Genomic DNA, 22,071 nt, shown 5'->3' on the forward strand with positions numbered 1-22,071 from the left:
GTCACGGGTGACGGCTCGCACGCACGGCTGTGGCGGGGTTCGGCTGGACGCACGGCGCCGCCGAGGCCGCTGGAGCACTCCGCTCACGCCGATGTCGAGCGCCGCCATTCTTCGGCGGCCGAAGTAATCCGCGCGGCACGGTGTCCCTGGACCCCTCCCCGGCTCGCGAGAGAGATCAGGGCGGCGCGCAGGTCCTGGTTCCAGATCGCGCCGCCGAGGGCTCCGATGTCCCGCCAGCCTCGGGATTGGCGCTGCACGGTCTCCGCAAGAACGACCGATGTCAGCCGAGAGCGTTGGTCATCGGTGAGGGCTTGTCGAGAGAGCCGCCGCATGATTCGCTCGGCGACATAGCCCGAGCGGAAGCATCGAGGTGCGGTTTCGAGATAGGTGATGGCAGCCTCGACCCCACCGGCATTCCTCTCCCGGACGAGGTCCGGCAGTTCCCAGACGGCCTCGAGGAATCCGCCGCTCGCCGTCAGGTACCACTCGCGGGTGATGTCGTGTTCGTGTGTCCGAAGAGAGTGATCCGCCCAGCCCTGTTGCGACAAGCAGCGCACCCGCTCTCTGGACGCGGCGACCGCGTCCGCCCGAGCGCGTAATTCTGGATCTATCCCCACCCGTCCAAGGTACCGATCCTGAGTTCACGCGCCGGCGACGATATCTGGTCTCAAGTGGGGGAGTGGGACCCTTCGATGCGTACGGTCGATCGAAGAAGAATCTTGTCGTCAGCGATCCACACAGAACCGTCGTGCCACGCGCTCGACGTAGCGCATCCGGGCTCGACGACCGAATACCAAAGCGTCCAAGCCGCGTGGCTCCACCTGGCTAGCCGCGCTTGCCGAGCCTCCGCCCCACACGCCCACGAGTTCCTGCAACTCGAGGCGGGGATCAACCGTCGCCCGTCTCAATGACGCGACGAGCAGGCAGACGACGACGGCGAACCACCTATCGGCAGCAGCTCTGAAACTCTCGACCGGTCGTGCGCGGAGTAGTCCGATCAGTATCGCGCTAACGTGGCCGGGGGTCAGCTCGCCGAGGTCCGACGCACAGTGATCGCCCCAGTCTCTTGCGCGCGCTGCGAAGGCCACCAAGTCATCCCGAGCGACGAGCCCGACGGCGTAGCCAATCGCGAGCTCGTCGACCGAGGTGATTCGAGAGGTGGGCACCGAGACGCGTCTCCCCTGCAGCGAGCCGAGAGCGGAGCGTACTTCAGCACTCCACTCCCCGGCGCTCTCAGACATACACGTCCCTCACTCGACTCCACGCGTGAGATGCGAGTGTACGAGATGTCCTCGACCCGCGATCCAGGTCTAATTTCCACGTTGCCCATTCAGCGCGAGCGTCGCCCACATGACCGTTTCGGGGTGGTCGTCGCGGTCGGTCGGCTCTTCCTGCCGTCTGCGCCCGCCGCAGTCTCGGTTGCCGACTCGGTAGACGTCAGGCTCGAGCAGCGGCTGGCGAAGTTCGGTCGGCGGGTGGGTGTCCCAGCATTTCCTGCCTGTCAACCCAACGCGCGCGACGTCGCCGACTAAGGGCGTCGACGCGCCGCTCGTAAGTTGACGAGGTACACGACGTACATGATTAGTACGACGAGGGCCGTGACGAACGCGGCGATCAGGGCCCATCCACCTGAGTTGAGGTTCGTCCCGATGAAGCTGGCGAGACTCAGGATCCACGGCGTCGGGCGGCGATCCCTGTTCGTGCGGTCGCGTCTGTCACGACGCCGCTCCTTGTCGCCACTCATAGGTACTACACCCTCACGTGCCCTGCCCCGGAGCCCCAGTGCTCGTCGGTACACGACGACCCTGCTTGAGCCGGTGGCACCCGACGCGGCCGCGAATATCATCGCGCATGTGCGAGCCGTTCGAAGTGATGATGGCGGCGGGGAAGTTGTACGAGAACCCAACAAAAACCGCCCCTGGGGACAGGGGCGGGGATACAACAGCGGCCGAGGCAGCGAGTTTCGTAAACATCGCTGTGGGCGATTTTCGAGTAACAACGACGTGGTGGGGCTTGTCGAGGCGTACTCGAATAAATCAGCAGGGGCCGCCCACCTCCGTAAATTGGCCGCTATGAGCCCAGGTCGCGTTGCTCGAACGGGGCCTTCTGTCATTCCGAAGAAGGCTCGGCAGCTGACAGCTTTGGAACAGGCGGCGTTCACCGAGGAGTATCGTCAGGGTGCCAACGCCAGGGCGCTGGCTCGGGACCTTGGCGTCCATCGTTCAACACTGCACGAACTCGTGCGTCGGCAAGGACTTGAGCGGTTGCCTGTCCGGGTCACGTCCGAGCAGCGTGTGCTTGTGGCTGCTTACGAATCAGGCGCGACGTTAGCTGAGCTGGCCACAGTGCACGATATGGGTCCGAACCGTGTTGCGCGAATGCTCCGTGCGGCGGGTGTTCAGCTCCGGTCTCGTGGGCGTAGGCGGGCCTAGATCGAGCCGGTCCAACTCATGTGCTCTTGTCGGGCCCACTCGCATCTGAGGCAGCACTCTCATGCCCGCAGTCGGGCCAATCACCAGCGGGGCAGAAGGGTGAGATGCTCGGTGTGTCCTCGCACATCCTCGCACAGGCGTAGGAGATCGAGCCATAAGGTGTGAGCAAGGGGGACCAACGGGACGACTGGGGGACGGTTGTGGAGGAAGTTGACGCAAAGGCGCTCTTGGCGAAGCACGCCGATCCGAGTTGGCGTCGTCGGTTTTGCGACGTCGTGGACCTGACCGACTTGCTCAGCGACTGCATCATCCCAGATTCATACTCCGCCCCTGAGAGCTTCGTGTCCGCTATCGTGCTCTCCGACGCGGGTCGCGAGCTGAAGAGCAAGCTCATCCGTCAAGAGGAAGTGCCCGCGAGAGAGGCGCACTTGATGTGTGCGCTCACGCTGGGGCATGACCGTTTATTCGTCGATATCGGCAAGACCGATCCCGAGGAGGTCGCCGCTGCGATATCCGATCAGATCACCGACGGCAAGATCCGGTTTCCGTTTCTGTTCGCCAATCATCTCTACGATTTCTTCGCAGACCGATACGAGGATGAAAAGGATCGGCTCACCAACGAGGAGACCATCGAACTCCTTGACGCAATCCCTCGTGGTGTCTTCCAGTACGGGCGGTTCGTTGTTGGTCCGAGCGGGGTGAGGGTGGGTAACCATCGCCGCACCCTCCGTTCTATGAGCCGTGTTCCGGCCTTTCACTGCGATGATCCCGTATGCCGCGAGCTTCACTCGGTCGTCTTGAGCACGGGGCACAGCGCTTCGATCAACTCGGAGCGAGGAAAACTTGAGCGGATTCTCCGCGCAGTCAAGTCGAAGCCAGCGGACTGGTCTGGACTCGCGAGTGAGATCGATAAGACGGCGGAGAGTTACTTCGGCAACAGTTGGACCGCCCCGATGGTGACGCTCATAGGGGATTGTCTCGGCGATCAGGAACTTGCTGTTCTCCGCGACCACCTCGACAAGGAGGTTCCGCTGCCGCAGCTCACGTCGCGTGAGGCGTTCCTCGAGGACCTCCTCGTCCATTTCAACGACGTCTCACTCAGCAGAGCCATCGACTTTCTGGTGCGAAGGGAGAAGCTCACTGTTCCATCGGGCGAAGTCCGCCGCCCAGTCTCAACCGCCCACCTCCGATCCGGTGCATTCAAGCTGCAACCTCAGCTCGGGGTGAACGGCGTCCGGTTCGTATCCGGAGATCCCGGGCTTCCGATTCTGCGCGAGCGAGATCTATTCCGTCGTATCTACCTCGCGGCGGGGGAATCGGAGAGGCTGGAACTTGACTGGCAGCTAAGGGAGATTGACGGCGTCTCGTTGGAGGTGCGGCTTGACGAGTACCTTCGTACTAAACCCCCGACGGAGGCGCTGACGCGGCTTGTGCTGTCCGGACGTGCGAGTGCGATCGCCGCATCCGAACTCGTCGGCGCGGGCGAGTTCGACGATGACTCAGACCAGCAGATCATCTCGCGACTGCTCTGGAAGCTCGGGTTCGATGATCGCGACCCTGAAGACTTGCACGCAGCTTACTGGCGACAGCACGAGAGGGTTGCGGCTGCTGTCCAGAGTTGGCTTGGGACAGGAGCTGATGACGCGGCCGACTTCAAGGGCAAGGCAGCGGAGTATTTTTCCGCGCTGGAGGGCGTCCTCGAAGACTCCCTAGCCTTCGCCTCGTGGGTCTTTCTCTCAGACCACGTGACCTCGTCCCGCCCTTTCACATACACGCCCGATCTCGATCGTCCTATCGGTCTCGAGCTACTCGACCGGTACACGAGGAGCGAAGGAGCACTCGACCCCGGTGAGAGAATTCGCTTCAACGGCAAGCTGACCATGCACCCCCTTATTCGCGGATTCGCGGTGCTTGGAAAGGTCTTGGCTCTTTTGCGGGATCGGCGCGAGGATTTTGCTCGGCCTGATTCCGAGATTCCCGAGTATGCCCGTGTCACCGCTCTACAGCGCTTCCCGTTCAAATCAACGCTCCCGTATCTCGACATATCCGAGCACAGTCAACAACGGGTCATGGCGGCGCTTGAACACGTCACCGCGACCCTGCAGGACCACGAGGTGGGGCGAATCCGGAACGACCACGTACACTTCCGCCGCACTTCACCGGAGATAGCAGAGATGGCCGAGACGCTTGAAGCAGTCGCACAAGCCGTCCGGTCGATCGAAAACCTTGGCTTGGGGTTGAACGTGTTCGCGCCAGCCGAGCAGGTGACTGATCGATGGGGACGCCGGACGGTTCGTTTCATCGGGCCGCGTAGTCTTGAGCACGCCATCAATCGTCCCTCAAGCCTTCAATGGGCCGGGCTACCGAGCCTCCGTCGAAATCAGTTTCTGGTCCGCGTTGCTGCCTTTGACGACGCGAACGAAGTGCTCCGCTTTGAGCACGGCCACGTGAGCGACTTCTCCGCCATGTGGACCGATTACCCGAAACCGCGCCGATCGGTCAGTCGGCTCGCCGAGCCGTCATCGTCGAGCGCACAAGCCACATAAGCCGTCTGACGGTCTGGTCGTATACGTCCCCCAGGTTGTCCCGTCTATGCGCAGACGATAACACTTCGACTAGCCGCCACAACTGTGGGGCTCGTTCAGTGGTACTCGAATAAATCGGGAGAGGCGTCCCACCTCCGTAGATTGGCAGCAGCGCGGCCGAGCCGACGCCCGGATGGGCAACGAAGTCTGCCTCGGAAGGCTCGGCAGCTAACCGACGACGAGAAGATGGCGTTCGTTGAGGGCTACCAGCAGGGCGAGCAGATCGCTGATTTGGCAACGCGACTGGGCGTGCACCGGACAACGCTCGACAACCTGATCAAGCGTCTCGGGCTCATTCGCGAGGATCCGGACGCTGTCCCTTCGGCGGTCAGAGATGCGATCGTTGCGTCATATCGAGCAGGGGAGACGCTTGCGACCATTGCTAGCCGGCATGAATTCAGCCCGAACAAGGTGCAGCGATTGCTGGTCACGGCGGGGGAGTCGATCAGATCTCGTGGCCCGCGAGGATCACAGCTGACGAGCGAGCAGGTGCGGGACCTCGTAGGTCGGTACGAGCGCGGGGTGGCGATGGGAATCGTCGCGGAAGAACTTGGAGTGAGCTACGCCTGTGTGCGCAAGCAGCTCATGACTGCTGGTATGCAGCTGCGTGCCCGGGGCGGTTCTCGTTAAGCTACGAGGCGCTGCGGTCTGCGCTCCCATGACCGCTAGTTCGGCCTGCGTCGTGCCATCGGCCTCGAGGGTCGACCCCGCCGCGAATTACTTGCAATGTGAGCGGGACCCCGAACGTCTGGTTGCCGGGCGACCCAAGCTCATTAGGTTATGCGCCACACCGCCGCGGACCATGCTCGCAGCCCTACCGTTGCCTGCCCCAAGAACTGCGCATGCACAGTCGTAGGAATACGCGGCTTGCCATTGCTCTGAATCGGAAGTTTGCTGCGGACCTTCGTTCCGCCAAGAAAGCGCCCGTTCTCATCGATGGGGGCGAACTGGCTGTTGCCAGACTTCGACATCTCGCCGATCGTTACGAGTGGGGGTCCGTAAGTCCTCCCGATCGCGCGCTTCTGCGACTCTGCGCGAAGTTTCGTCAAGAGGTTCGAGATGTCATCTCGCAATCCGCACAGGACGAACATGCCGTCGGTCGTATGATTTGCCATTCTAACGATCTTTAAGCGATACAGGTCCGTAATAATCGTTCGCAACTTGCAGTGGGGTGACAATGTCCACTTGACCTCGATGGCCAATGACCGTCCGACGCGCCCAGCGGTAGGAGTAATGAAAAAGTCTAATGCGCGCGGTGCGCCCGCCTTCCGCAGGGAACGATCGTCCTGCAAAGTCGGGTGCGCGAAGTTTTGTCGTATCCAATGGTCAGCAACGTTGAGGTTTGTGGTCGCGACTTCGTGGATGACGTTCTGGATGTACGTCTCGCCGAACTGGCCTTGTCGCATGCAAGCCTGATCGAAAGTGAGCTTCGCCGGGAGGGCGTGGGCTATCAGTCTCCCAAGGTCGCTCTTGATCGATACGGTGTGCGGCAACGACATTGTCCGAACCTAGCAGTCACTGACTTCCCCACCACGGGCCTGCGATGGTCGCCGCAGCAATCGGAACTGATCGGCGCGGAGCACGGTCGACCAAAGGGCGAGGGACGGGTCTGTCTTACCGGCCAGGGCGGCGCCCACAGCGCCAAGGTATGCCAAGGCGAGCTAATCCTTCGCATGTGACGCTAGGGATGACCGGCGCTCGGCGAGCCGATCTAGCCCAAGCCGTTCGCGCACGACGTTTCGGAACTGTGGCGCGAGCGTGTAAATCTCATCAGCGTGACCGTACTTCAGACGCTCGGTCATAGGAACTCCTTGAGCTGCCAAGTTGAATCGGTGCATTGGTTCGTGAACCCGGTTCGCGACCGCCAGTACCTCGCCTGATGCCGCTAGGCCGAGCTGGGCGAGGGCGTCGTCGATCGCGTGAGAGTGCCTGCTCCAGCGCATGAACTCATCTTCGACGCCAACGACGCTCGGCTGTCCAGTGATGAGTACCTCGCCGACCGTAAGAGACGTGACGAATGTCGCATACTTCTGCAAAGCATCCAGATATGCCAGAGCGGCAGGGCGTAGAGCTGAATCGAGCCGTCGCTCGTCCTCCCGTCGGTGGCGTCTACGCTCAAGTTGGAGCGCGACCAACTGCGCGATCACGATGCCAATTAGCGCAAAGGTTCCGGCGACGAGTGGGGCAGCCCACCAGGGAGTTGCCGTCACGTCGCGGTACCGGCTTCTCGCGGGAACGGGATGCGGTCCATGTCGACTCACGTTAGTGGCTGATCGACCTGGAACCGCCCAGTGATGGTCTTCGACACCTTCTGCCCTGCGACCGTGAGCAGTCCTCCGGCAGCCAGCGGGCTGCCTATCATGACGGTGCCAGCCTTTGCAGGGCCGCCCAGCATCTTGATTAGCTTTATGATGTCCTGGTACAACCCGAGATTCCCCAGGTGAAGCCCTTCACCGTTACGAGGCCGTGTGAGTGGACACGAGTCCGGGCCTGGGCCGTGCCTCTTATCGGTGCGTGGACTAACTCCCTTGTCGCGAGGGTGAGAAGATCAGCTCGTTCAGCTCGGACTTGAGCGCCGGGAAGTCCCCGATATCCTCCATTGGGTTGACTGTCAATTTGAAGTCGTCGCGGATTTTTCGAGCAGCGGACCGCACGGCCTCCTCTTCGACGGACGAGGAGACCAGGTGCCGTTCCACCTCGCGGAGGAATCTGTCGACGATTGCCTTCGAGGCACGTGTCCGGTGATCGCGACGGAACCGCTCAACGAGGCGCCGGGTCAACTGACGCAGGTGTTCCTCGTTCTGGTCCCTTAGCGCCAGCGCCTGCCGGTCCACGATCACTTCGAAGAGGGCAGAGAAGTTTGCGAAGAGTTCGCCGAGATTCGTGTTCGACTTGCTCGCCGCGATGGCTCCGACCGCCTTCGCGAACTCGATCTTGCCGAAGCTTAAGGACCGGTCAAGACCAGCGCTGGCTTCGAGCGCGGCGTCCCGGATCTGGTCGTAAACTCTCTCGCTCTTCTTTCGGACGGGCGAAGCGGGCAGCGCTTGAGTGAAAGTATCGAAGGCGGCCTCGGACAGGACTTCCCGTGCGAACCACACGAGCGCTTCCCGCGCGACTGCGGGCGGCACGAGATCCTCTGGCTCCTCGAGCTTGCTGACGCCGACCGTCAGGCGATCATTCGGAAGCGACCCAATTTCGATGATGAGCTGGGAATCAATGATCGGCTTATCGGCGAAACCCTTTTCCAGCCCGTCGCGCGCCCGAACCCCTTCAGAGTCAGAATCGAGCAGCACTACTACCGCGGGGCGGTCGACGTCGCGCCCCAGCGTGAGGTGGAGCATGTAGCGGTACTGTGTTCCGCCGTGCACCGGCACCATCGTGATGCTGTTCAGATCCAGGTTCGCGCCAAGGTGCCCGTGCACTCGCATAGCGGCGCTGACGCCGGAGAAGAGGACTAGGTCTGCCGGGCCCTCGACGAGCAGGTTGCACGAGCCGATGAACGCTGTATCCGCATGGAAGGAGCCGAACGCCGATCGCAGCGGCTCGTACTTGTCGACCGCGACCTTCTCGACGACTCGCGTACCTTCTTCGCCGTACCCTTTCTCTAGCACGCGGATGCGTTCGGGATAGTTGCGGTCGATCAGGAACGGGCTGTGCGTGACGTACAGGACCTGAGCCGGTTGACCGCCGTCTGGCTCAGCGTAGGCCTTGAGTACGCGAAGCAGGTCTTGCTGACCTTCTGTCGACAGGAACGCATCGGGTTCGTCCATAAGGACGATCTCGTCCCGTCCCGCGACCTGCGGACCGTACGCACGGTGCTGAATGAAGTAGCTCAGAAAATATTTCATTCCTCCGCTGCGCTCGTCGAACGTGTAGCGCTGGCCAGTGCGGTCACGCATCGTCAACACCAGGAAGAAGCCGTCTTTATGGACCTCGAGGGCGAAATCCTGATCCTGTGACCACCAGTGGGGGAAGTTCAAAGAGTCAGCGATTGCCTGGCTCATGCTCTCCGTGATCGCGGCGCTGTAGCCGTCGTCGGTATCGGACGCTTCGAGGAGCTGCTGAAAGGCCTGGGGGTCGACATCGGCGACGTTCACTAACAGGTCGCGGACGAGGCTGAGGGACTCCGACGCTGCTTCCTCGTCGCGGCTTTCGCGGATGTGGGCCGGCGGGAAGTAGATCGACGGGGAAGTCCCGGCTTCCAATAGCGTCTCGTTGAGCTTGAGATCCTTCTGAAGCTTGGTCCATGCTGCTCGGTCGCGCGGGTGCGGGCTGGAGCGCTCCTGGACGAGATCGAACAGGCTCACGCTGGACGGCAGCGCGACGCGCGACCGTATCAGCCGCGCGGTCGGAAGCCCCAGATCGTCGACCTGTTCGGGCTCGAGGTCGTGTGACATCAAACCGGTCGATCGACGGACCCAGAGCCTGTTCACATGCCCGAGCCGGAAGAACCAGAACTCGTTCACCGGCTCGCCGCCCGCGATCCCGCCGACGGCGGCCGACTCGGCGTCGGACAGCGAGGCGAACTTACCGCCGAACTGAGGCAGCGGCATCGTGCCCCGGACGCCGAAGAACGGCGAGTAGCGGCAGAAGTCCTTGGGCGAAATAGCTTCGTCGCCTAGGAGGCAACGTATTGCCGTGATGAGCTGGCTCTTTCCGGACTCGTTCGCGCCGACGATGGTCGTCACCTTGGCATCCAGTTCGACCGCGACGAACGGGTAGAAGGCATCTGGATCGTCAGGAACCGAATCCCAAGGATTGGGCTCGACCCTCTCCCGTTCCTGGCGCAAGTAGTCGAAGTTGAACGAACGGAAATGCCGTACGTAGATCGTCTCGAGCTTCATGGTCCCCCCCCCAGATCAGGACTCGAACATAGCGGTCCTCGGCGACATCAGTGGGCACCTATGTCTTCGCGACGCCAATGACGATAGAGCGCGATGCTAGCCCGTCGTTACTTCAGTGATCTGGTGCAGCAGCCGACCTCGAACTTGAACGCCTCGCTGCCAGACATGCTCGTTCGCTAACTGGCTCCTCGAGTAGCCGCCACAACTGTGGGCCCCGTGGGGCTCGAACCCACGACCCGCGGATTAAAAGTCCGATGCTCTACCGACTGAGCTAGAGGCCCTCGTCGTCCAGCTTACCGGGCGCGATGACGAGCTCGTGCTCACCGACGCGTTCGCGCCACGATCCAGAACAGGTAGGCGCCTCCGACGACGGCCGTCAGCAATCCGACGGGGATCTGCAGCGGTGCCAGCGCTCGCTGGGCGATGACGTCGGCGACGAGCAGCACGGTGGCGCCCGTGACCGCCGATCCCCACAGGGGGATCCCGCTCGTGCCCATCGTGCGGCGCGCGAGCTGCGGGGCGGCGAGGGCGATGAACCCGATGGGACCGGCGACGGCGGTGGCGGTTCCGGTCAGAAGAGCCGCGACCACGACGAGCAGCAGCCGCAGGCGCCCGATGCGAACGCCCAACGAGCGGGCGGTGTCGTCGCCGAGCTCCAGGGTACGGAAGTCGCGGTGCACCAGGACGAGGACGAAGCCCAAGACCCCGAGGGCCCCGACGAGCAGGGCCACGTCGGTGAGCGTGGTCGCGACGAGGCTGCCGTGCAGCCACTGGTCGGCGTTGCGGGCGATCTCGATCGGTGCGCGGGTGAGCAGGTAGTCGTTCACGGCCGCCAGCAGGGTGCTCAGCGCGATGCCGGCGAGGATGGTCCGCTCGCGCGAGACGCCGACGCTGCGCGCGATCGCCATGACGACGACGACCGTCAGGATGCCACCGATCCACGCGCCCGCCGCGGGCGATGCGGTGGGCGCAATGAGTGTGAGCCCGACGAGGGCGCCGGTGGCCGAGCCCGCGCTGAACCCGATGATGTCGGGGCTCGCGAGCGGGTTGCGTGCCAGGGTCTGGAAGACCGCGCCGGCCAGGCCCAGCGCCGCGCCGATCGCGAGGGCGGCGAGCATGCGCGGCACGCGCATCCCCATGACGACGACGGTGGTGCGCCCGTCGGCCGTCCCCATCAGGGCGGATGCCACGTCGCTCAACGAGGTGTGGAAGGAACCCGTCGTCAGGCCGGCGATCGCCGCGAGGACGGCGATTGCGATCGTCACGCCGACCACGAGCGTCGCGCGGCGGCGCCGTCGGGGGAGCGTGCGGCTCGGCGGGTGGGATGCGGCGATCACGACGCCCTCCGAACGACGAGCCAGAGCAGCAGCGGCGCCCCGACGAACGCCGCGACGATCCCGGCTTCGACCTCGCCCGGTATCGCGATGACGCGTCCGATCACATCGCTCGCGAGGGTGAGCGCCGCACCCGACAGGGCGGCGAGGACGATCGTCGAGCGCACGTCGCCGCCGACGGTGCGGCGCACGATGTGGGCGACGATCAGGCCGATGAAGGCCAGCGGCCCCGCGGCCGAGGTCGCGGCGGCACAGAGCAGGGTGATGGCCGCGCCCGCGCCGACGATCGTCAGGGCGGGCGAGGTTCCGAGCGAGCGGGCCAGGTCGGTGCCCAGGCGCAGCTGGTCGAGTCCCCGCGCGATCACGAGGGTCAGGATCAGGCCCGCGATCGCGAACGGGAGCACCTGCGCCGCCACGTCCGCGTCGCGCCGCTCGAACGAGCCGACGGCCCAGAACCGGAACGACTCGAACGTGTCGTCGTCGGCGAGCGTGATGATGCGCACGACCGCGCCGAGACACGCACTCAGCGCGACTCCGGCCAGGATCAGTCCGACGGTGTCGCCGCGGCGACCGGGACGGGCGGCGGCGTTCACCAGCAGGGCCGCCGACGCGGCTCCCGCGAAGGCAAACCAGACGTATCCGCTCGCCGTCCCCACGCCGAAGAAGGCGATCGCCACGACCACCCCGACGGCCGCTCCCGCGTTGACGCCCAACAAGCCCGGATCGGCGAGGGGATTGCGGGTGACGGCCTGCATGAGCACACCTGCCACCCCGAGGCATGCGCCGGCCAGCAGGGCGGTGAGCGTGCGCGGAACACGGAGCTCGTGCACGATCACGCCCGCGGCATCTCGCCGGTCCGAGAACAGGGCGGCGATGACGTCGGCGGGGGCGAGGGCGCGCGACCCGACGGCGAGGCTGGCGACGGTGAGCACGATGACTGCCACCACCATCGCGACGGTCAGAGCCACCAGACGCATTCGCGCGGCCCTGTGACGGGTGACGAGTCTCGTGACCGCCGTCGGGGGAGTGACGGTGGCGAGGTCAGGCACGAAGGTAAGGATAACCTCACTTGGTGACTGTTTTTCGTTCTCCGTCCTTCCGCACCCGTTTTCGTCCTCGTAGCCTCGGCGCTGTCATCGGCGTGACGGCCGTGCTCGCCCTCGCCGGCTGCGCGGGCTCGCCCGCCCCCGCGTCGACCGTCGACGCCGAAGCCGGTGCCACCGGCGAATGGGTCGTGGCGCGCGACCTCGAACCCGGTATGGGCTCGACCGAGCCAGACGGCGTCTTCCCGCGCACGGTGACGCACTTCGAGGGGGCGACCGAGATCCCCGCCGCGCCGACGCGCATCGCCGTCGTGTCGACCGGTCAGCTCGACGCACTCCTCGCCCTCGGCGAGGTCCCCACCGCCGCGACGCGCGCCGAGAACAGCGGGCTCGTGCCGCAGTACCTCGTCGACGCCTTCACTCAGGATGCCGCGGCCCTCAGCGCCATGACTGACATCGGCCAGCGCACCGAGCCCGACCTCGAGGCCATCGCGCAGGCGGCCCCCGATCTCATCCTCATCAACTCCACGCGCGGCTCAGAGCTGTACGACGCGCTCTCGGCCATCGCTCCGACCGTCGTCACCAAGGGCAACGGCGTCAACTGGAAGAGCGACTTCCTGCTCATCGCCGACGCCCTCGGCGACGAGGGCGCGGCGCGCGGCATCCTCGACGCTCTGCACGCCGACAGCGCGGCGTTCGCGCAGACGCACCCGGACGGGGAGCCGACCGTGTCGTTCCTGCAGTCGACGGGCGACCGCACCCGCATCATGGGGGTGCCGTCGTTCGCGGGCGGCATCGCCGAGGATCTGGGGCTGGGGCGGCCCGCGTCGCAGCAGTTCGACGAGACGTCGCAAGAGATCAGCGCCGAACAGATCGACCTCGCCGACGCCGATCGCCTGTTCTACGCGGGAACGGGTCAGGGCCTGGCGTTCATCGAGGACGCGCCGCTGTGGCCGACCCTGAACGCGGTCGCCGACGGGCATTCCGTGGCCGTCGATTTCGACCCCTGGTTCATGAACGCGGGTCCGGTCGCGGCGCGTCTGGTGCAGGACGAGATCGTCCGCGCGATCGACGACTGACCCACGAACGAAAGCGAGCGCCGGACCCCCTCGCCTGGGGTCCGGCGCTCGCCGTCTAATCCGGTCGGTGATCGACCGATCGAGTGCGGGGAGACCGCGCAATCGAGAATTACATCGGGGGCATCAGCACCGAGTCGATGAGGTACACCGTGGCGTTGGCGGTCTGGACGCCACCGCAGATGACGTTGGCCGAGCCGTTGACCGTGATCGCGTCGCCCGAACCGGCGACCGTGACATCCTGGCCCTCGACCGTGGTGTGGGTGCCGTCGATCTCGTCGGGGGTGATCTGGCCGGGGACCACGTGGTACGTGAGGATCTTGGTCAGCGTGGCCGAGTCGGTCTTCAGGCCCTCGATGGTGGCGGCGTCGATCTTGGCGAACGCGTCGTCGACCGGAGCGAAGACGGTGAACTCGCTGCCGTTGAGCGTGTCGACCAGGTTCACGTCGGGGTTCAGCTGGCCGCTGACCGCCGCGGTGAGCGTGGTGAGCAGCGGGTTGTTCGAGGCGGCGACCGCGACCGGGTCAGCAGCCATGCCGGCGACCGAGCCGGAGCCCGAGGGAACGGCGGCGGCGTAGTCGGCACAGCCGGCACCGACGAGGTTGGCGGCCGGGTCCATCATCGACGACGATGCCGAAGCGGAGGGCGAGGCGGCCATCGAGGGAGCCATGCTCTCCTCGGTGGTACCGCCCGAGGTGGTGGCGCCGCCGGAGCAGGCGGTGAGTGCGAAGGCCGAGCCCAGAACGAGGGCGAGACCAGCAACGACGGGCTTCTTGTTGATGAGCATGACATTCCTCCGAGAATCATTCGGATCGCGTCTGCGACCCGTCAGGGACACCCCGGTGCGAGGGGCGGTTCACCGTGGAGCGGCTTACACAGGGTCTTCGGGACCCCCGGGGGATCGGATTGCGGATTGTTGCGATCTAGGTCGGATTTCGGCATCCGGTGGGAGGAAAAGCCCAGGTCAGAGGCTCGTAAATATTCTTCAGAATCTTTTTGATCCGAGTTCGATCGGCCCGAGGATGGCGGGCCGGCCCCGCCGAGCTGCGCGGCTCGCGCGCGCGCGTACCGGGGTCTCTGTATGCGTAAGGAATGATGGAGGCCATGGTGATCGACGGTTTCGACCTTCCCGACGACGGGACGGAGCCTGTCGATCAGGTCGGGGCGCTGCTGCAGCGCGTCGCTACGGGAGACCGCCTCGCCTTCACTGAGCTGTACGACGTCCTGTCGGCTCGTGCCTTCGGCCTCATCCTGCGCGTGCTCGTCGACCGCTCGCAGAGCGAAGAGGTGCTGCAGGAAGTGTTCCTCGAGATCTGGCAATCCGCCGCGCGGTTCACTCCGAATAGAGGCCAAGGAAGGTCGTGGGTTCTCACGATCGCCCACCGGAGAGCGGTGGACCGCGTGCGGTCGTCGCAATCCAGTGCCGATCGTGACGTACGCGCGGGGTTCCGCGATATGGACGTTGCCTACGACAACGTCTCTGAAAAAGTCGAGATGAAGATCGAGGGGCGACGCGTCGTCGATGCATTGGCGGCGCTTCCCGAAGCGCAGAAAGAAGCCCTCACCCTGGCCTACTTCGGTGGATACAGCCAGAGTGAGATCGCTACTCTCGTCGGGGCGCCGCTCGGAACGATCAAGACGAGGATGCGCGACGGATTGTCACGCTTGAGGATGGAAATGGGGGTGGACAAGTGAACGAGAGGGACTTCGCCGACCTCGCTGCCGGGCACGCGCTGAACGCGCTATCGGCAGCTGATGAGCGCGCGTACCAGGAGGCTCTGGCGGGTAATCCGCACTGGGACTCCCACGTTCGATCGGCCGCCGACGCCGTGGCCGCAATCAGCGACACCATCGAGCCCGTCGAGCCGCCCGCTTCGGTACGCGCCTCGCTGTTCGCTCGCATCTCCGAGCTTCCCCAAGACGATTCCCCGGCGGCGGCGACCCCTGCCCCGCTCGACGACGAGGACTTCGCCGCAGCGGGCCTCACCCCGGTCACCGCGGAGCGTGAGCCCGTATCGGGTGGTTCCGCCTCGGCATCCGGGTGGGGCCGACGCCGGTGGTTCACCCTGGCCGCGTCGTTCGCCGCCGTGCTCGCGCTCGGTTTCGGCGCCGTGACCGTGGGGCAGCTGATGGCACCCCCGGCAGCCGTCGTCGCCCTGGAGCAGATCGAGGGATCGCCCGACGCCCGCTCGGCCACGGCCACCATGCCCGACGGCACCGTCGCGACCGCCCATTGGTCGGCGTCGACCGGACGCAGCGTGCTGGTCTCCGACGGCATGCCCGCGCTTCCGTCCGACAAGACGTACGAGCTGTGGTTCGTGCGCGAGGGCACCCCGATCGCCGCCGGCACCTTCGAGCCGGATGCCGATGGCTCGGCGACCGCCGTCCTCGAGGGTCAGATGCACGAGGGCGACGTTATCGCCGTCACCGTCGAGCCGGCGGGCGGTTCGCCCGACGGAACGCCCAGCACCGACGCCGTCGTCGCCGTCGCGACAGCCTGAGCCCCGGTCTCGCTCTCGGCCCACGGTGAGGGTCGACGCCCTAGCCTGGAACGATGAGCGATTCCTCACGCGAGTTCCACAAGCCCGTGCGACGGCCCGCTGAGCTGTTCGACCGCCTGTTCGCGGCGGAGGACCCCGCCGAGGTGTCGCGCGTCGCGCACAGCACCGCGCAGGCCCTGCTGTCGAGGGTGCGGGCAGACCCCACCGTCGACGTCGTCGAGCGACTGGTCGCCTTCACCGACGACAACGGGATCGACGACATCGCGGAGCTGTGGTCGCGTTCCCCGGCGAAGTCGCTGCCCGGTGCGCTCTGGCGCCTGTACCTGTTGCAGTTGATGATCCACGATGACGCCGCGACGGCGGCCCTGCTCTACGAGCGCGGACGCACCGAGATCGCCACGGTCGACCCCGTCGTGGCGGGTGCGCCGGCCCCCGCCGGACCGGAAGAACTCGTGCAGCTGATCGACACGATCCTGCGAGGCCTCTTCGAGGGGGACTTCGCCGTAGCGCTGGATCGCGCGGCGGCCTTCTGCCGTGTGCAGGCGTCGGGGTCGAGTCACCTGGCCGACGACTACGAGAACACCGAGTCGGAGCGCGCGACGGCGCTCACCACCCGCGCGTTGCGCCTGGCGACGTACGCCGACGATCTGTCGGCCTCCGCCGCGCTCTGGCGCCGCGACGCGCTCGCCTGAGTCGGAGCGGATGACGCGACCCGTCGGGCCTGCGGCGGTGGATCGTGGTGCCGCCCGCGTTCCGCCGGCGCCGGACGACGAGAAGAGTGCCGCGCAGACGAGGGCAATGCCTCTCGAGCCTGCGACGCGACGTCTGCCGCAGAAAAGATAAGTGCCGGACCGCAGAACGCCTCTCGGCGCATGGCCGCTCAGAGCGGCAAAAGATGGAGCCCGGGGTTACTGCGGCCCGGCTAGAAGAGTGTAACAAGGGTCGGCCGAAGACATTCCCTCCGCGCGACCCGTTGACAAGCCCCGGGCGTGTCGCTTCGGCGGCCCTAGGCTCGCTGCATGGCTTGGCGTTTCGCTCTCGTGATCGACCCCGTGGCATCCGACGATCAGCGGGAGGATTTCTCCGACACGCTGCACACGGTGGATCCGAACGCTCCCGTGCTGCCGCTCGGTGAGCTCAGTGCGCAGCGGGGCGACGGGGTCTTCGAATCGCTCGGCGTCGTCGACGGCCACCCGCAAGAGGTGGGGCCCCACCTCGAACGTCTGGCCCGGTCCGCGGGGCTGTGCGACCTTCCCACGCCGAATCCGGCGCAGTGGCGGGCCGCGATCGAGCGCGTCGCCGCCGAGGCCGGCGCCGGCGAGAGCGTCATCAAACTCATCCTCAGCCGCGGTGTCGAATCCGGGGCGTCGCCGACCGCGTGGATCACCCTCGCCACGGCCCCCGACAACGTCCGCGCCCGACGCGACGGCGTACGCATCGCCACCCTCGACCGGGGCTACCCGGCCGACGTCCCCGCCCGTGCCCCGTGGTTGCTGCTGGGGGCCAAGACCCTGTCGTACGCGGTGAACATGGCCGCGATCCGCGAGGCCCAGCGCCGCGGCGCCGACGACGCCGTCTTCGTCACGAACGACGGGGTCGTTCTCGAGGCGCCCACGGCATCCGTCCTGCTGCGCGTGGGCGACCGGTTCGTCACCCCCGAGCCGCAGGCCGGCATCCTGCACGGGACGACGCAGCTGAGCCTGTTCTCGCACCTGGAGTCGCGGGGGTTCTCGACCTCGTACGAGACCGTCCTGCTCGACGACCTCGAAGATGCGGATGCCGCGTGGCTGCTGTCGAGCGTGCGTCTCGCCGCGCCCGTGTCGGCCGTCGACGGTCGTCCGAAGACGGTGGACCGGGAGCTCACCGCCGACCTCAACGCGTACCTGCTGAGCCCGCGCGACTGAGCTCACGCGCCCAGCCCGCGCGACCGGCCCGCCCCGGCGCGGAAACGACGAAGGCCCCGCTGAAGCGGGGCCTTCGTCGTTCTGGCGCTTACCCGAAGCGGCCGGAGACGTAGTCCTCGGTGGCCTGCACGGTGGGCGCGGTGAAGATCGCCGACGTGTCGTTGTACTCGATGAGCTTGCCGGGCTTGCCGGTTCCGGCGATGTTGAAGAACGCCGTCTTGTCGCTCACGCGCGACGCCTGCTGCATGTTGTGCGTGACGATGACGATCGTGTACTCGTTCTTGAGCTCCGAGATGAGCTCCTCGATCGCGAAGGTCGAGATGGGGTCGAGCGCCGAGCAGGGCTCGTCCATCAGCAGCACGTCGGGCGAGACCGCGATCGCGCGGGCGATGCACAGACGCTGCTGCTGACCACCCGAGAGTCCGCCGCCGGGCTTCTCGAGGCGGTCCTTGACCTCGTTCCACAGGTTGGCGCCCTGCAGGGACTTCTCGACGAGGGCGTCGGCGTCGCTCTTCGACATGCGCTTGTCGTTGAGCTTGGCGCCGGCCAGGACGTTCTCACGGATCGACATCGTCGGGAACGGGTTGGGGCGCTGGAACACCATGCCGACGTGACGACGCACGAGCACGGGATCGACACCGGGACCGTAGAGGTCGTCGCCGTCGATGAGCACGCGGCCCTTGACGTGGCCGCCGGGGATCACCTCGTGCATGCGGTTCAGGGTGCGCAGGAATGTGGACTTGCCGCAGCCCGAGGGGCCGATGAAGGCGGTGACCGAACGCGGCTCGATGTCGATCGAGACGCCCTCGACCGCGAGGAAGTCGCTGTAGTAGACGTTGAGGTCCTGGACCTCGATGCTCTTGGACACGGGAGTGCCTTTCCTAGCTCAGCGCGCCTTCGGCGCGAACACGGCCGCGACGATCCGGGCGATCAGGTTGAAGATGACGACGAGGACGACCAGCAGGAACGCCGCGCCCCAGGCCTGGGCCTGAGAGGCGTCGATGTCTTGGCCGGGGAAGCTGTAGGCGGTGTAGGCCATGACGGGGAGGGTCTGCATGGGACCGTCGAACGGGTTGGCGTTGAAGTTGTCGGTGAAGCTCGCCGCGATGAAGATCGGCGCCGTCTCACCCACCACGCGGGCCACGGCCAGCACGACACCGGTGATGATGCCGCTGGCGGCGGTGCGCAGCACGACCTTGATGATCGTGGCCGAGCGCGGCACGCCCAGGGCGAGCGACGCCTCGCGCAGATCGGCCGGCACCAGACGCAGCATCTCCTCGGTGGAGCGGATGACGATGGGGATCATCAGCACGCAGAGGGCGATGGATGCCGAGAACCCGCTGAAGGCCTTCGGACCGACGACGAGGCTGAACAGCGAGAACGCGAACAGACCGGCGACGATCGAGGGGATACCCGTCATGACGTCGACGAGGAACGTGATCGCGCGGCGGAGCGGGTTGTTCGGCTGTGCGTACTCGACGAGGTAGACGGCGGCCAGGATGCCGATGGGCACCGAGATGAGGGCCGCGATCCCCGTGATGATCAGCGTTCCGGTGACGGCCTGCCAGGCGCCGGGGGTCGCGACGACCTCGAGGGTGTTCGGGTCGAAGGCGGTGCCTCCCACCTGCGTGATGAACTGCAGGTTGACCACCGCGAGGCCCTTCGACACCACGGTGTAGAGGGTCGAGATGAGCGGCGCCACGGCGAGCAGGAAGGCCACGGTGACGAGGCCGCGCACGACCCGGTCGACCGCTTTGCGGCGGTTCTCGACGATGCTGGAGCCGACGCCGATGGCGATCAGGTACAGCACGGCGGTCAGGATCAGCCAGGTCGCGATGTTGAAGCCGCCCATGAGCAGCTGCATCGCGGCGACGACGACGGCGACACCGGCGAGCAGCGCGGGCTCGATGTAACGCGGGAGCCGGCCGCTGGTCAGCGCCAGGGGGGTCGAGGCCGCGGGGGTGACGGAGGCGGTCACGAGCGCTTTCCCTTCTTGCGACCCTTGGCCCCCGGGCCCGTCGCGGCGACGATGTAGCGCGCGAACATGTTGACCGCGAGCGAGACGACGAACAGCATCAGGCCCGTGCCGATCAGCGCGGAGCGCTGCAGGTCGGTCGCGATGGGGAAGTTCAGGGCGATGTTGGCGGCGATGGTCTGCGAGTTGTAGCCGTCGGTCAGCAGCAGCACCGAGTAGATGAGGCTCGGCGAGATGATGAGCGCGATGGCCATGGTCTCACCCAGCGCGCGCCCGAGGCCGAGCAGGGTGGCCGAGACCATGCCGCTGCGGGCGTAGGGGAACACCGCGAGGCGGATCATCTCCCAGCGCGTCGCGCCGAGGGCGAGGGCGGCCTCTTCGTGCAGGCGCGGGGTCTGCAGGAAGATCTCACGGGTGATCGAGGTGACGATCGGGAGGATCATGACCGCGAGCACCACTCCACCGGTGAACATCGTCGAGCCGGTGCTCGACACGGGGCCCTGGAACAACGGGATCCAGCCGAGGTACTCGTTGAGGAACTGGCTCACCGGCAGCAGCAGCGGGCGCATCACGATGATGCCCCACAGTCCGAAGACGATCGAGGGCACCGCGGCGAGCAGGTCGACGACGTAGCCCAGGGCTCCGGCGATCTTGCGGGGCGCGTAGTGCGAGATGAACAGCGCGATGCCGATGGCGACCGGGGTGCCGATCACCATGGCGATGAGCGCCGCCCAGATGCTGCCGAACAGCAGCGGGCCGACGTACTCCCAGAAGTTGGTCCACGTGCCGTTCTGGTACCCGGCGAGGTCGCCCTCGGTCCAGTTGGCGGTGATGGCCGGAAGCCCACGCAGGATCAGGAAGATCGCGACGCCCGCGAGGATGATCATGATCGACACGGCAGCCGTGGTCGACAGACCGAGGAAGACCGTGTCGCCGACGCGACGCTTCCCGACGATGCTCGCTCGAGGCGGCGGAGGGGACGACGGGGCGGTCTCGGTGTCAGCGACGGTGTCAGTCACGCGGGACCTCACGCTCGGCACGGGTCATGGGGTGCTCCTCGGTCGGGTGTTCTGTGAGGATTCGGCTCAGCGAAACGCTCGATGATGATCGATCGCTTCGATCAGCCCGGCCCGACCCGCACGAGAGGTGCGAGCCGGGCCGAGTCCGACAGATGTTTACTTGATGGCCGAGAGGGTCTCGGCGGCAGCCTCGAGGACCGAGTCCGGCAGCGGTGCGGAGCCGGCGTTCTTGGCCGCGACCTGCTGGCCGAGCGAGCTCGTGACGAAGCCGAGGTACGACTTGACCAGCTCGGACTGCTTGGCGTCCTTGAACGTGCTGCAGGTGATCGCGTACGACACCAGCGGGATGGGGTACGTCTCGGCCGTGAGCTTCGAGTAGTCGAACTTCTTCGACAGGTCACCCGCGATGCCGTTGCTGGCGTCGACGGCCGCAGCCTCGAACGTCGCGGTGACGGCCTCGGGGCTGTAGGCGACGGCGGTGCCGTCCTGGATGACGGCAGCCGAGTTGAGGTCGCCGACGGCCGAGTGGTCGGCGTAGCCGATGGTGCCCGAGCCCGCCTTGACGGCCTCGACGACGCCGGAGCCGCCCTTCTGCTTCGACACGTTGCCCTCGACCGGCCAGTCCTTGCCCGCGGGGTAGGTCCACACCGACGACTGGGTCGCGGCGAGGTAGTTGGTGAAGTTCTGCGTGGTGCCCGAGCCGTCCGAACGCGCGACGGTCGTGATGGCGCCGGCGGGGAGCTCGGTGCCGTTGTCGGCGGTGATGGCCGGGTCGGACCAGTCGGTGATCTGCAGCGCGAAGATCTTGGCGATCGTCTCGCCCGAGAGCTTCAGCTCGGTGACACCGGGGATGTTGAAGATCATCGCGACGCCGTCGAGGTAGACGGGGATGTTCACGCCGCCCTCGGTGCACAGCGCCACCGACTGCGAGGTCTGGTCGGCGTTCAGCGGCGAGTCGGAGCCGGCGAAGTCGTACGCGCCGCTCAGGAAGTTGGTGACGCCACCGCCGGAGCCCTGCGACTTGTCGTAGTTGATCGTGACGCCCTTGGCCTGGGCGTTGTAGGCGCTGGTCCACGCGGCCTGCGCGTTGGACTGGGCGCTCGAGCCACCGGCGGTGATGGTGCCCGAGAGCGAGGAGTCGATCGTGAACGCCACGTCGGAGGAGGAGGGGGATTCCGAGGAGCCCGCGGCGCCGCCGGAGCTCGAGGGGCCGGCGCAGCCGGCGAGGGTCAGAGAGGCCACGGCGGCCACGGTGCCCAGCTGGGCGATTCGGGAGAGCTTCACTGTGTGAATCCTTCGCATGTCGGGAACAGGAACCCGGTGCAGGGTTCGTCGTGAACGGTAAACAGCGACTCTTA

At 66.0% G+C, this 22,071-nt stretch carries 19 protein-coding genes and 1 tRNA gene; 7 read left to right on the forward strand and 13 right to left on the reverse strand.

The window, feature by feature from the left end:
• Positions 1 to 83: 83 nt before the first annotated feature.
• From IFU40_RS13345 to IFU40_RS13355, 3 genes are all read right to left on the reverse strand, one after another.
• A complete protein-coding gene (locus IFU40_RS13345) occupies positions 84 to 548 on the reverse strand; it encodes a hypothetical protein (protein WP_191926638.1) in 465 nt (154 codons plus the stop codon).
• 177 nt (positions 549 to 725) lie between these two features.
• A complete protein-coding gene (locus IFU40_RS13350) occupies positions 726 to 1,241 on the reverse strand; it encodes a hypothetical protein (RefSeq protein ID WP_191926639.1) in 516 nt (171 codons plus the stop codon).
• A 287-nt stretch (positions 1,242 to 1,528) separates the two neighbouring features.
• Complete coding sequence (locus IFU40_RS13355; protein ID WP_191926640.1) at positions 1,529 to 1,744, reverse strand: hypothetical protein; 216 nt, start codon at positions 1,742 to 1,744, stop codon at positions 1,529 to 1,531.
• An 849-nt stretch (positions 1,745 to 2,593) separates the two neighbouring features.
• On the opposite strand from IFU40_RS13355, the gene IFU40_RS13360 reads away from it, so the two are divergent.
• Positions 2,594 to 4,978 carry a hypothetical protein gene (locus IFU40_RS13360; RefSeq protein WP_191926641.1) on the forward strand — a complete coding sequence of 795 codons (2,385 nt, stop codon included), beginning with the start codon at positions 2,594 to 2,596 and terminating at the stop codon, positions 4,976 to 4,978.
• Positions 4,979 to 5,203: 225 nt separating this feature from the next.
• A complete protein-coding gene (locus IFU40_RS13365; RefSeq protein ID WP_191926642.1) occupies positions 5,204 to 5,647 on the forward strand; it encodes a helix-turn-helix domain-containing protein in 444 nt (147 codons plus the stop codon).
• 143 nt (positions 5,648 to 5,790) lie between these two features.
• Here IFU40_RS13365 and IFU40_RS13370 read toward each other — a convergent pair whose 3' ends face one another.
• The 5 genes from IFU40_RS13370 to IFU40_RS13390 form a co-directional block, all read right to left on the reverse strand.
• A complete protein-coding gene (locus tag IFU40_RS13370; RefSeq protein WP_191926643.1) occupies positions 5,791 to 6,516 on the reverse strand; it encodes a hypothetical protein in 726 nt (241 codons plus the stop codon).
• A gap of 1,020 nt (positions 6,517 to 7,536) precedes the next feature.
• Positions 7,537 to 9,861, reverse strand: a complete 2,325-nt coding sequence (locus IFU40_RS13375) for an AAA family ATPase (RefSeq protein WP_191926644.1) — start codon at positions 9,859 to 9,861, stop codon at positions 7,537 to 7,539.
• Positions 9,862 to 10,069: 208 nt separating this feature from the next.
• Positions 10,070 to 10,142, reverse strand: a tRNA-Lys gene (locus IFU40_RS13380).
• A 39-nt stretch (positions 10,143 to 10,181) separates the two neighbouring features.
• Positions 10,182 to 11,198 (reverse strand): iron chelate uptake ABC transporter family permease subunit, encoded by a 1,017-nt coding sequence (locus IFU40_RS13385; RefSeq protein WP_191926645.1) that lies wholly within the window; start codon positions 11,196 to 11,198, stop codon positions 10,182 to 10,184.
• Positions 11,195 to 12,244, reverse strand: a complete 1,050-nt coding sequence (locus IFU40_RS13390; protein WP_198424686.1) for an iron chelate uptake ABC transporter family permease subunit — start codon at positions 12,242 to 12,244, stop codon at positions 11,195 to 11,197. Before IFU40_RS13390 ends, IFU40_RS13385 begins: the two co-directional genes overlap by 4 nt.
• A gap of 23 nt (positions 12,245 to 12,267) precedes the next feature.
• On the opposite strand from IFU40_RS13390, the gene IFU40_RS13395 reads away from it, so the two are divergent.
• Positions 12,268 to 13,317: an iron-siderophore ABC transporter substrate-binding protein gene (locus tag IFU40_RS13395; RefSeq protein ID WP_342343531.1), complete on the forward strand. Its 1,050-nt coding sequence runs from the start codon at positions 12,268 to 12,270 to the stop codon at positions 13,315 to 13,317.
• A 109-nt stretch (positions 13,318 to 13,426) separates the two neighbouring features.
• Here the strand turns inward: IFU40_RS13395 and IFU40_RS13400 are convergent, their stop codons facing one another.
• Entirely contained in the window at positions 13,427 to 14,101 is a 675-nt protein-coding gene (locus IFU40_RS13400) for a fasciclin domain-containing protein (RefSeq protein ID WP_191926646.1), read from the reverse strand.
• A 317-nt stretch (positions 14,102 to 14,418) separates the two neighbouring features.
• Here IFU40_RS13400 and sigK point away from each other — a divergent pair, with 317 nt between their 5' ends.
• The 4 genes from sigK (at position 14,419) to IFU40_RS13420 (ending at position 17,719) form a co-directional block, all read left to right on the forward strand.
• Entirely contained in the window at positions 14,419 to 15,009 is a 591-nt protein-coding gene (gene sigK / locus IFU40_RS13405; protein ID WP_249404226.1) for an ECF RNA polymerase sigma factor SigK, read from the forward strand.
• Positions 15,006 to 15,815, forward strand: a complete 810-nt coding sequence (locus IFU40_RS13410) for an anti-sigma factor (protein ID WP_191926648.1) — start codon at positions 15,006 to 15,008, stop codon at positions 15,813 to 15,815. The genes sigK and IFU40_RS13410 overlap by 4 nt, the downstream gene beginning before the upstream one ends.
• A 53-nt stretch (positions 15,816 to 15,868) precedes the next feature.
• Complete coding sequence (locus tag IFU40_RS13415; protein WP_055838342.1) at positions 15,869 to 16,507, forward strand: hypothetical protein; 639 nt, start codon at positions 15,869 to 15,871, stop codon at positions 16,505 to 16,507.
• Between the two features lie 327 nt (positions 16,508 to 16,834).
• Complete coding sequence (locus IFU40_RS13420) at positions 16,835 to 17,719, forward strand: aminodeoxychorismate lyase (RefSeq protein WP_055838340.1); 885 nt, start codon at positions 16,835 to 16,837, stop codon at positions 17,717 to 17,719.
• Positions 17,720 to 17,807: 88 nt separating this feature from the next.
• Here IFU40_RS13420 and pstB read toward each other — a convergent pair whose 3' ends face one another.
• From pstB to IFU40_RS13440, 4 genes are all read right to left on the reverse strand, one after another.
• Positions 17,808 to 18,587 carry a phosphate ABC transporter ATP-binding protein PstB gene (pstB, locus tag IFU40_RS13425; RefSeq protein WP_055838337.1) on the reverse strand — a complete coding sequence of 260 codons (780 nt, stop codon included), beginning with the start codon at positions 18,585 to 18,587 and terminating at the stop codon, positions 17,808 to 17,810.
• 18 nt (positions 18,588 to 18,605) lie between these two features.
• Complete coding sequence (gene pstA, locus IFU40_RS13430) at positions 18,606 to 19,697, reverse strand: phosphate ABC transporter permease PstA (protein WP_055838335.1); 1,092 nt, start codon at positions 19,695 to 19,697, stop codon at positions 18,606 to 18,608.
• Positions 19,694 to 20,713 carry a phosphate ABC transporter permease subunit PstC gene (gene pstC / locus IFU40_RS13435; RefSeq protein ID WP_055938237.1) on the reverse strand — a complete coding sequence of 340 codons (1,020 nt, stop codon included), beginning with the start codon at positions 20,711 to 20,713 and terminating at the stop codon, positions 19,694 to 19,696. Before pstC ends, pstA begins: the two co-directional genes overlap by 4 nt.
• A gap of 156 nt (positions 20,714 to 20,869) precedes the next feature.
• Positions 20,870 to 21,997 carry a phosphate ABC transporter substrate-binding protein PstS gene (locus IFU40_RS13440; protein WP_055838330.1) on the reverse strand — a complete coding sequence of 376 codons (1,128 nt, stop codon included), beginning with the start codon at positions 21,995 to 21,997 and terminating at the stop codon, positions 20,870 to 20,872.
• Positions 21,998 to 22,071: the final 74 nt, after the last annotated feature.

This window comes from Microbacterium sp. CFBP 13617 (assembly GCF_014839445.1).
Lineage (GTDB): Bacteria > Actinomycetota > Actinomycetes > Actinomycetales > Microbacteriaceae > Microbacterium.

Coding starts and splice junctions, on each gene's coding strand:
- IFU40_RS13400 (WP_191926646.1), bottom strand. CDS start 14,101: ATGCTCATCAACAAGAAGCCCGTCGTTGCTGGTCTCGCCCTCGTTCTG.
- sigK (WP_249404226.1), top strand. CDS start 14,419: ATGGTGATCGACGGTTTCGACCTTCCCGACGACGGGACGGAGCCTGTC.
- IFU40_RS13375 (WP_191926644.1), bottom strand. CDS start 9,861: ATGAAGCTCGAGACGATCTACGTACGGCATTTCCGTTCGTTCAACTTC.
- IFU40_RS13420 (WP_055838340.1), top strand. CDS start 16,835: ATGGCTTGGCGTTTCGCTCTCGTGATCGACCCCGTGGCATCCGACGAT.
- IFU40_RS13355 (WP_191926640.1), bottom strand. CDS start 1,744: ATGAGTGGCGACAAGGAGCGGCGTCGTGACAGACGCGACCGCACGAAC.
- IFU40_RS13370 (WP_191926643.1), bottom strand. CDS start 6,516: ATGTCGTTGCCGCACACCGTATCGATCAAGAGCGACCTTGGGAGACTG.
- IFU40_RS13365 (WP_191926642.1), top strand. CDS start 5,204: ATGGCGTTCGTTGAGGGCTACCAGCAGGGCGAGCAGATCGCTGATTTG.
- IFU40_RS13350 (WP_191926639.1), bottom strand. CDS start 1,241: ATGTCTGAGAGCGCCGGGGAGTGGAGTGCTGAAGTACGCTCCGCTCTC.
- IFU40_RS13415 (WP_055838342.1), top strand. CDS start 15,869: ATGAGCGATTCCTCACGCGAGTTCCACAAGCCCGTGCGACGGCCCGCT.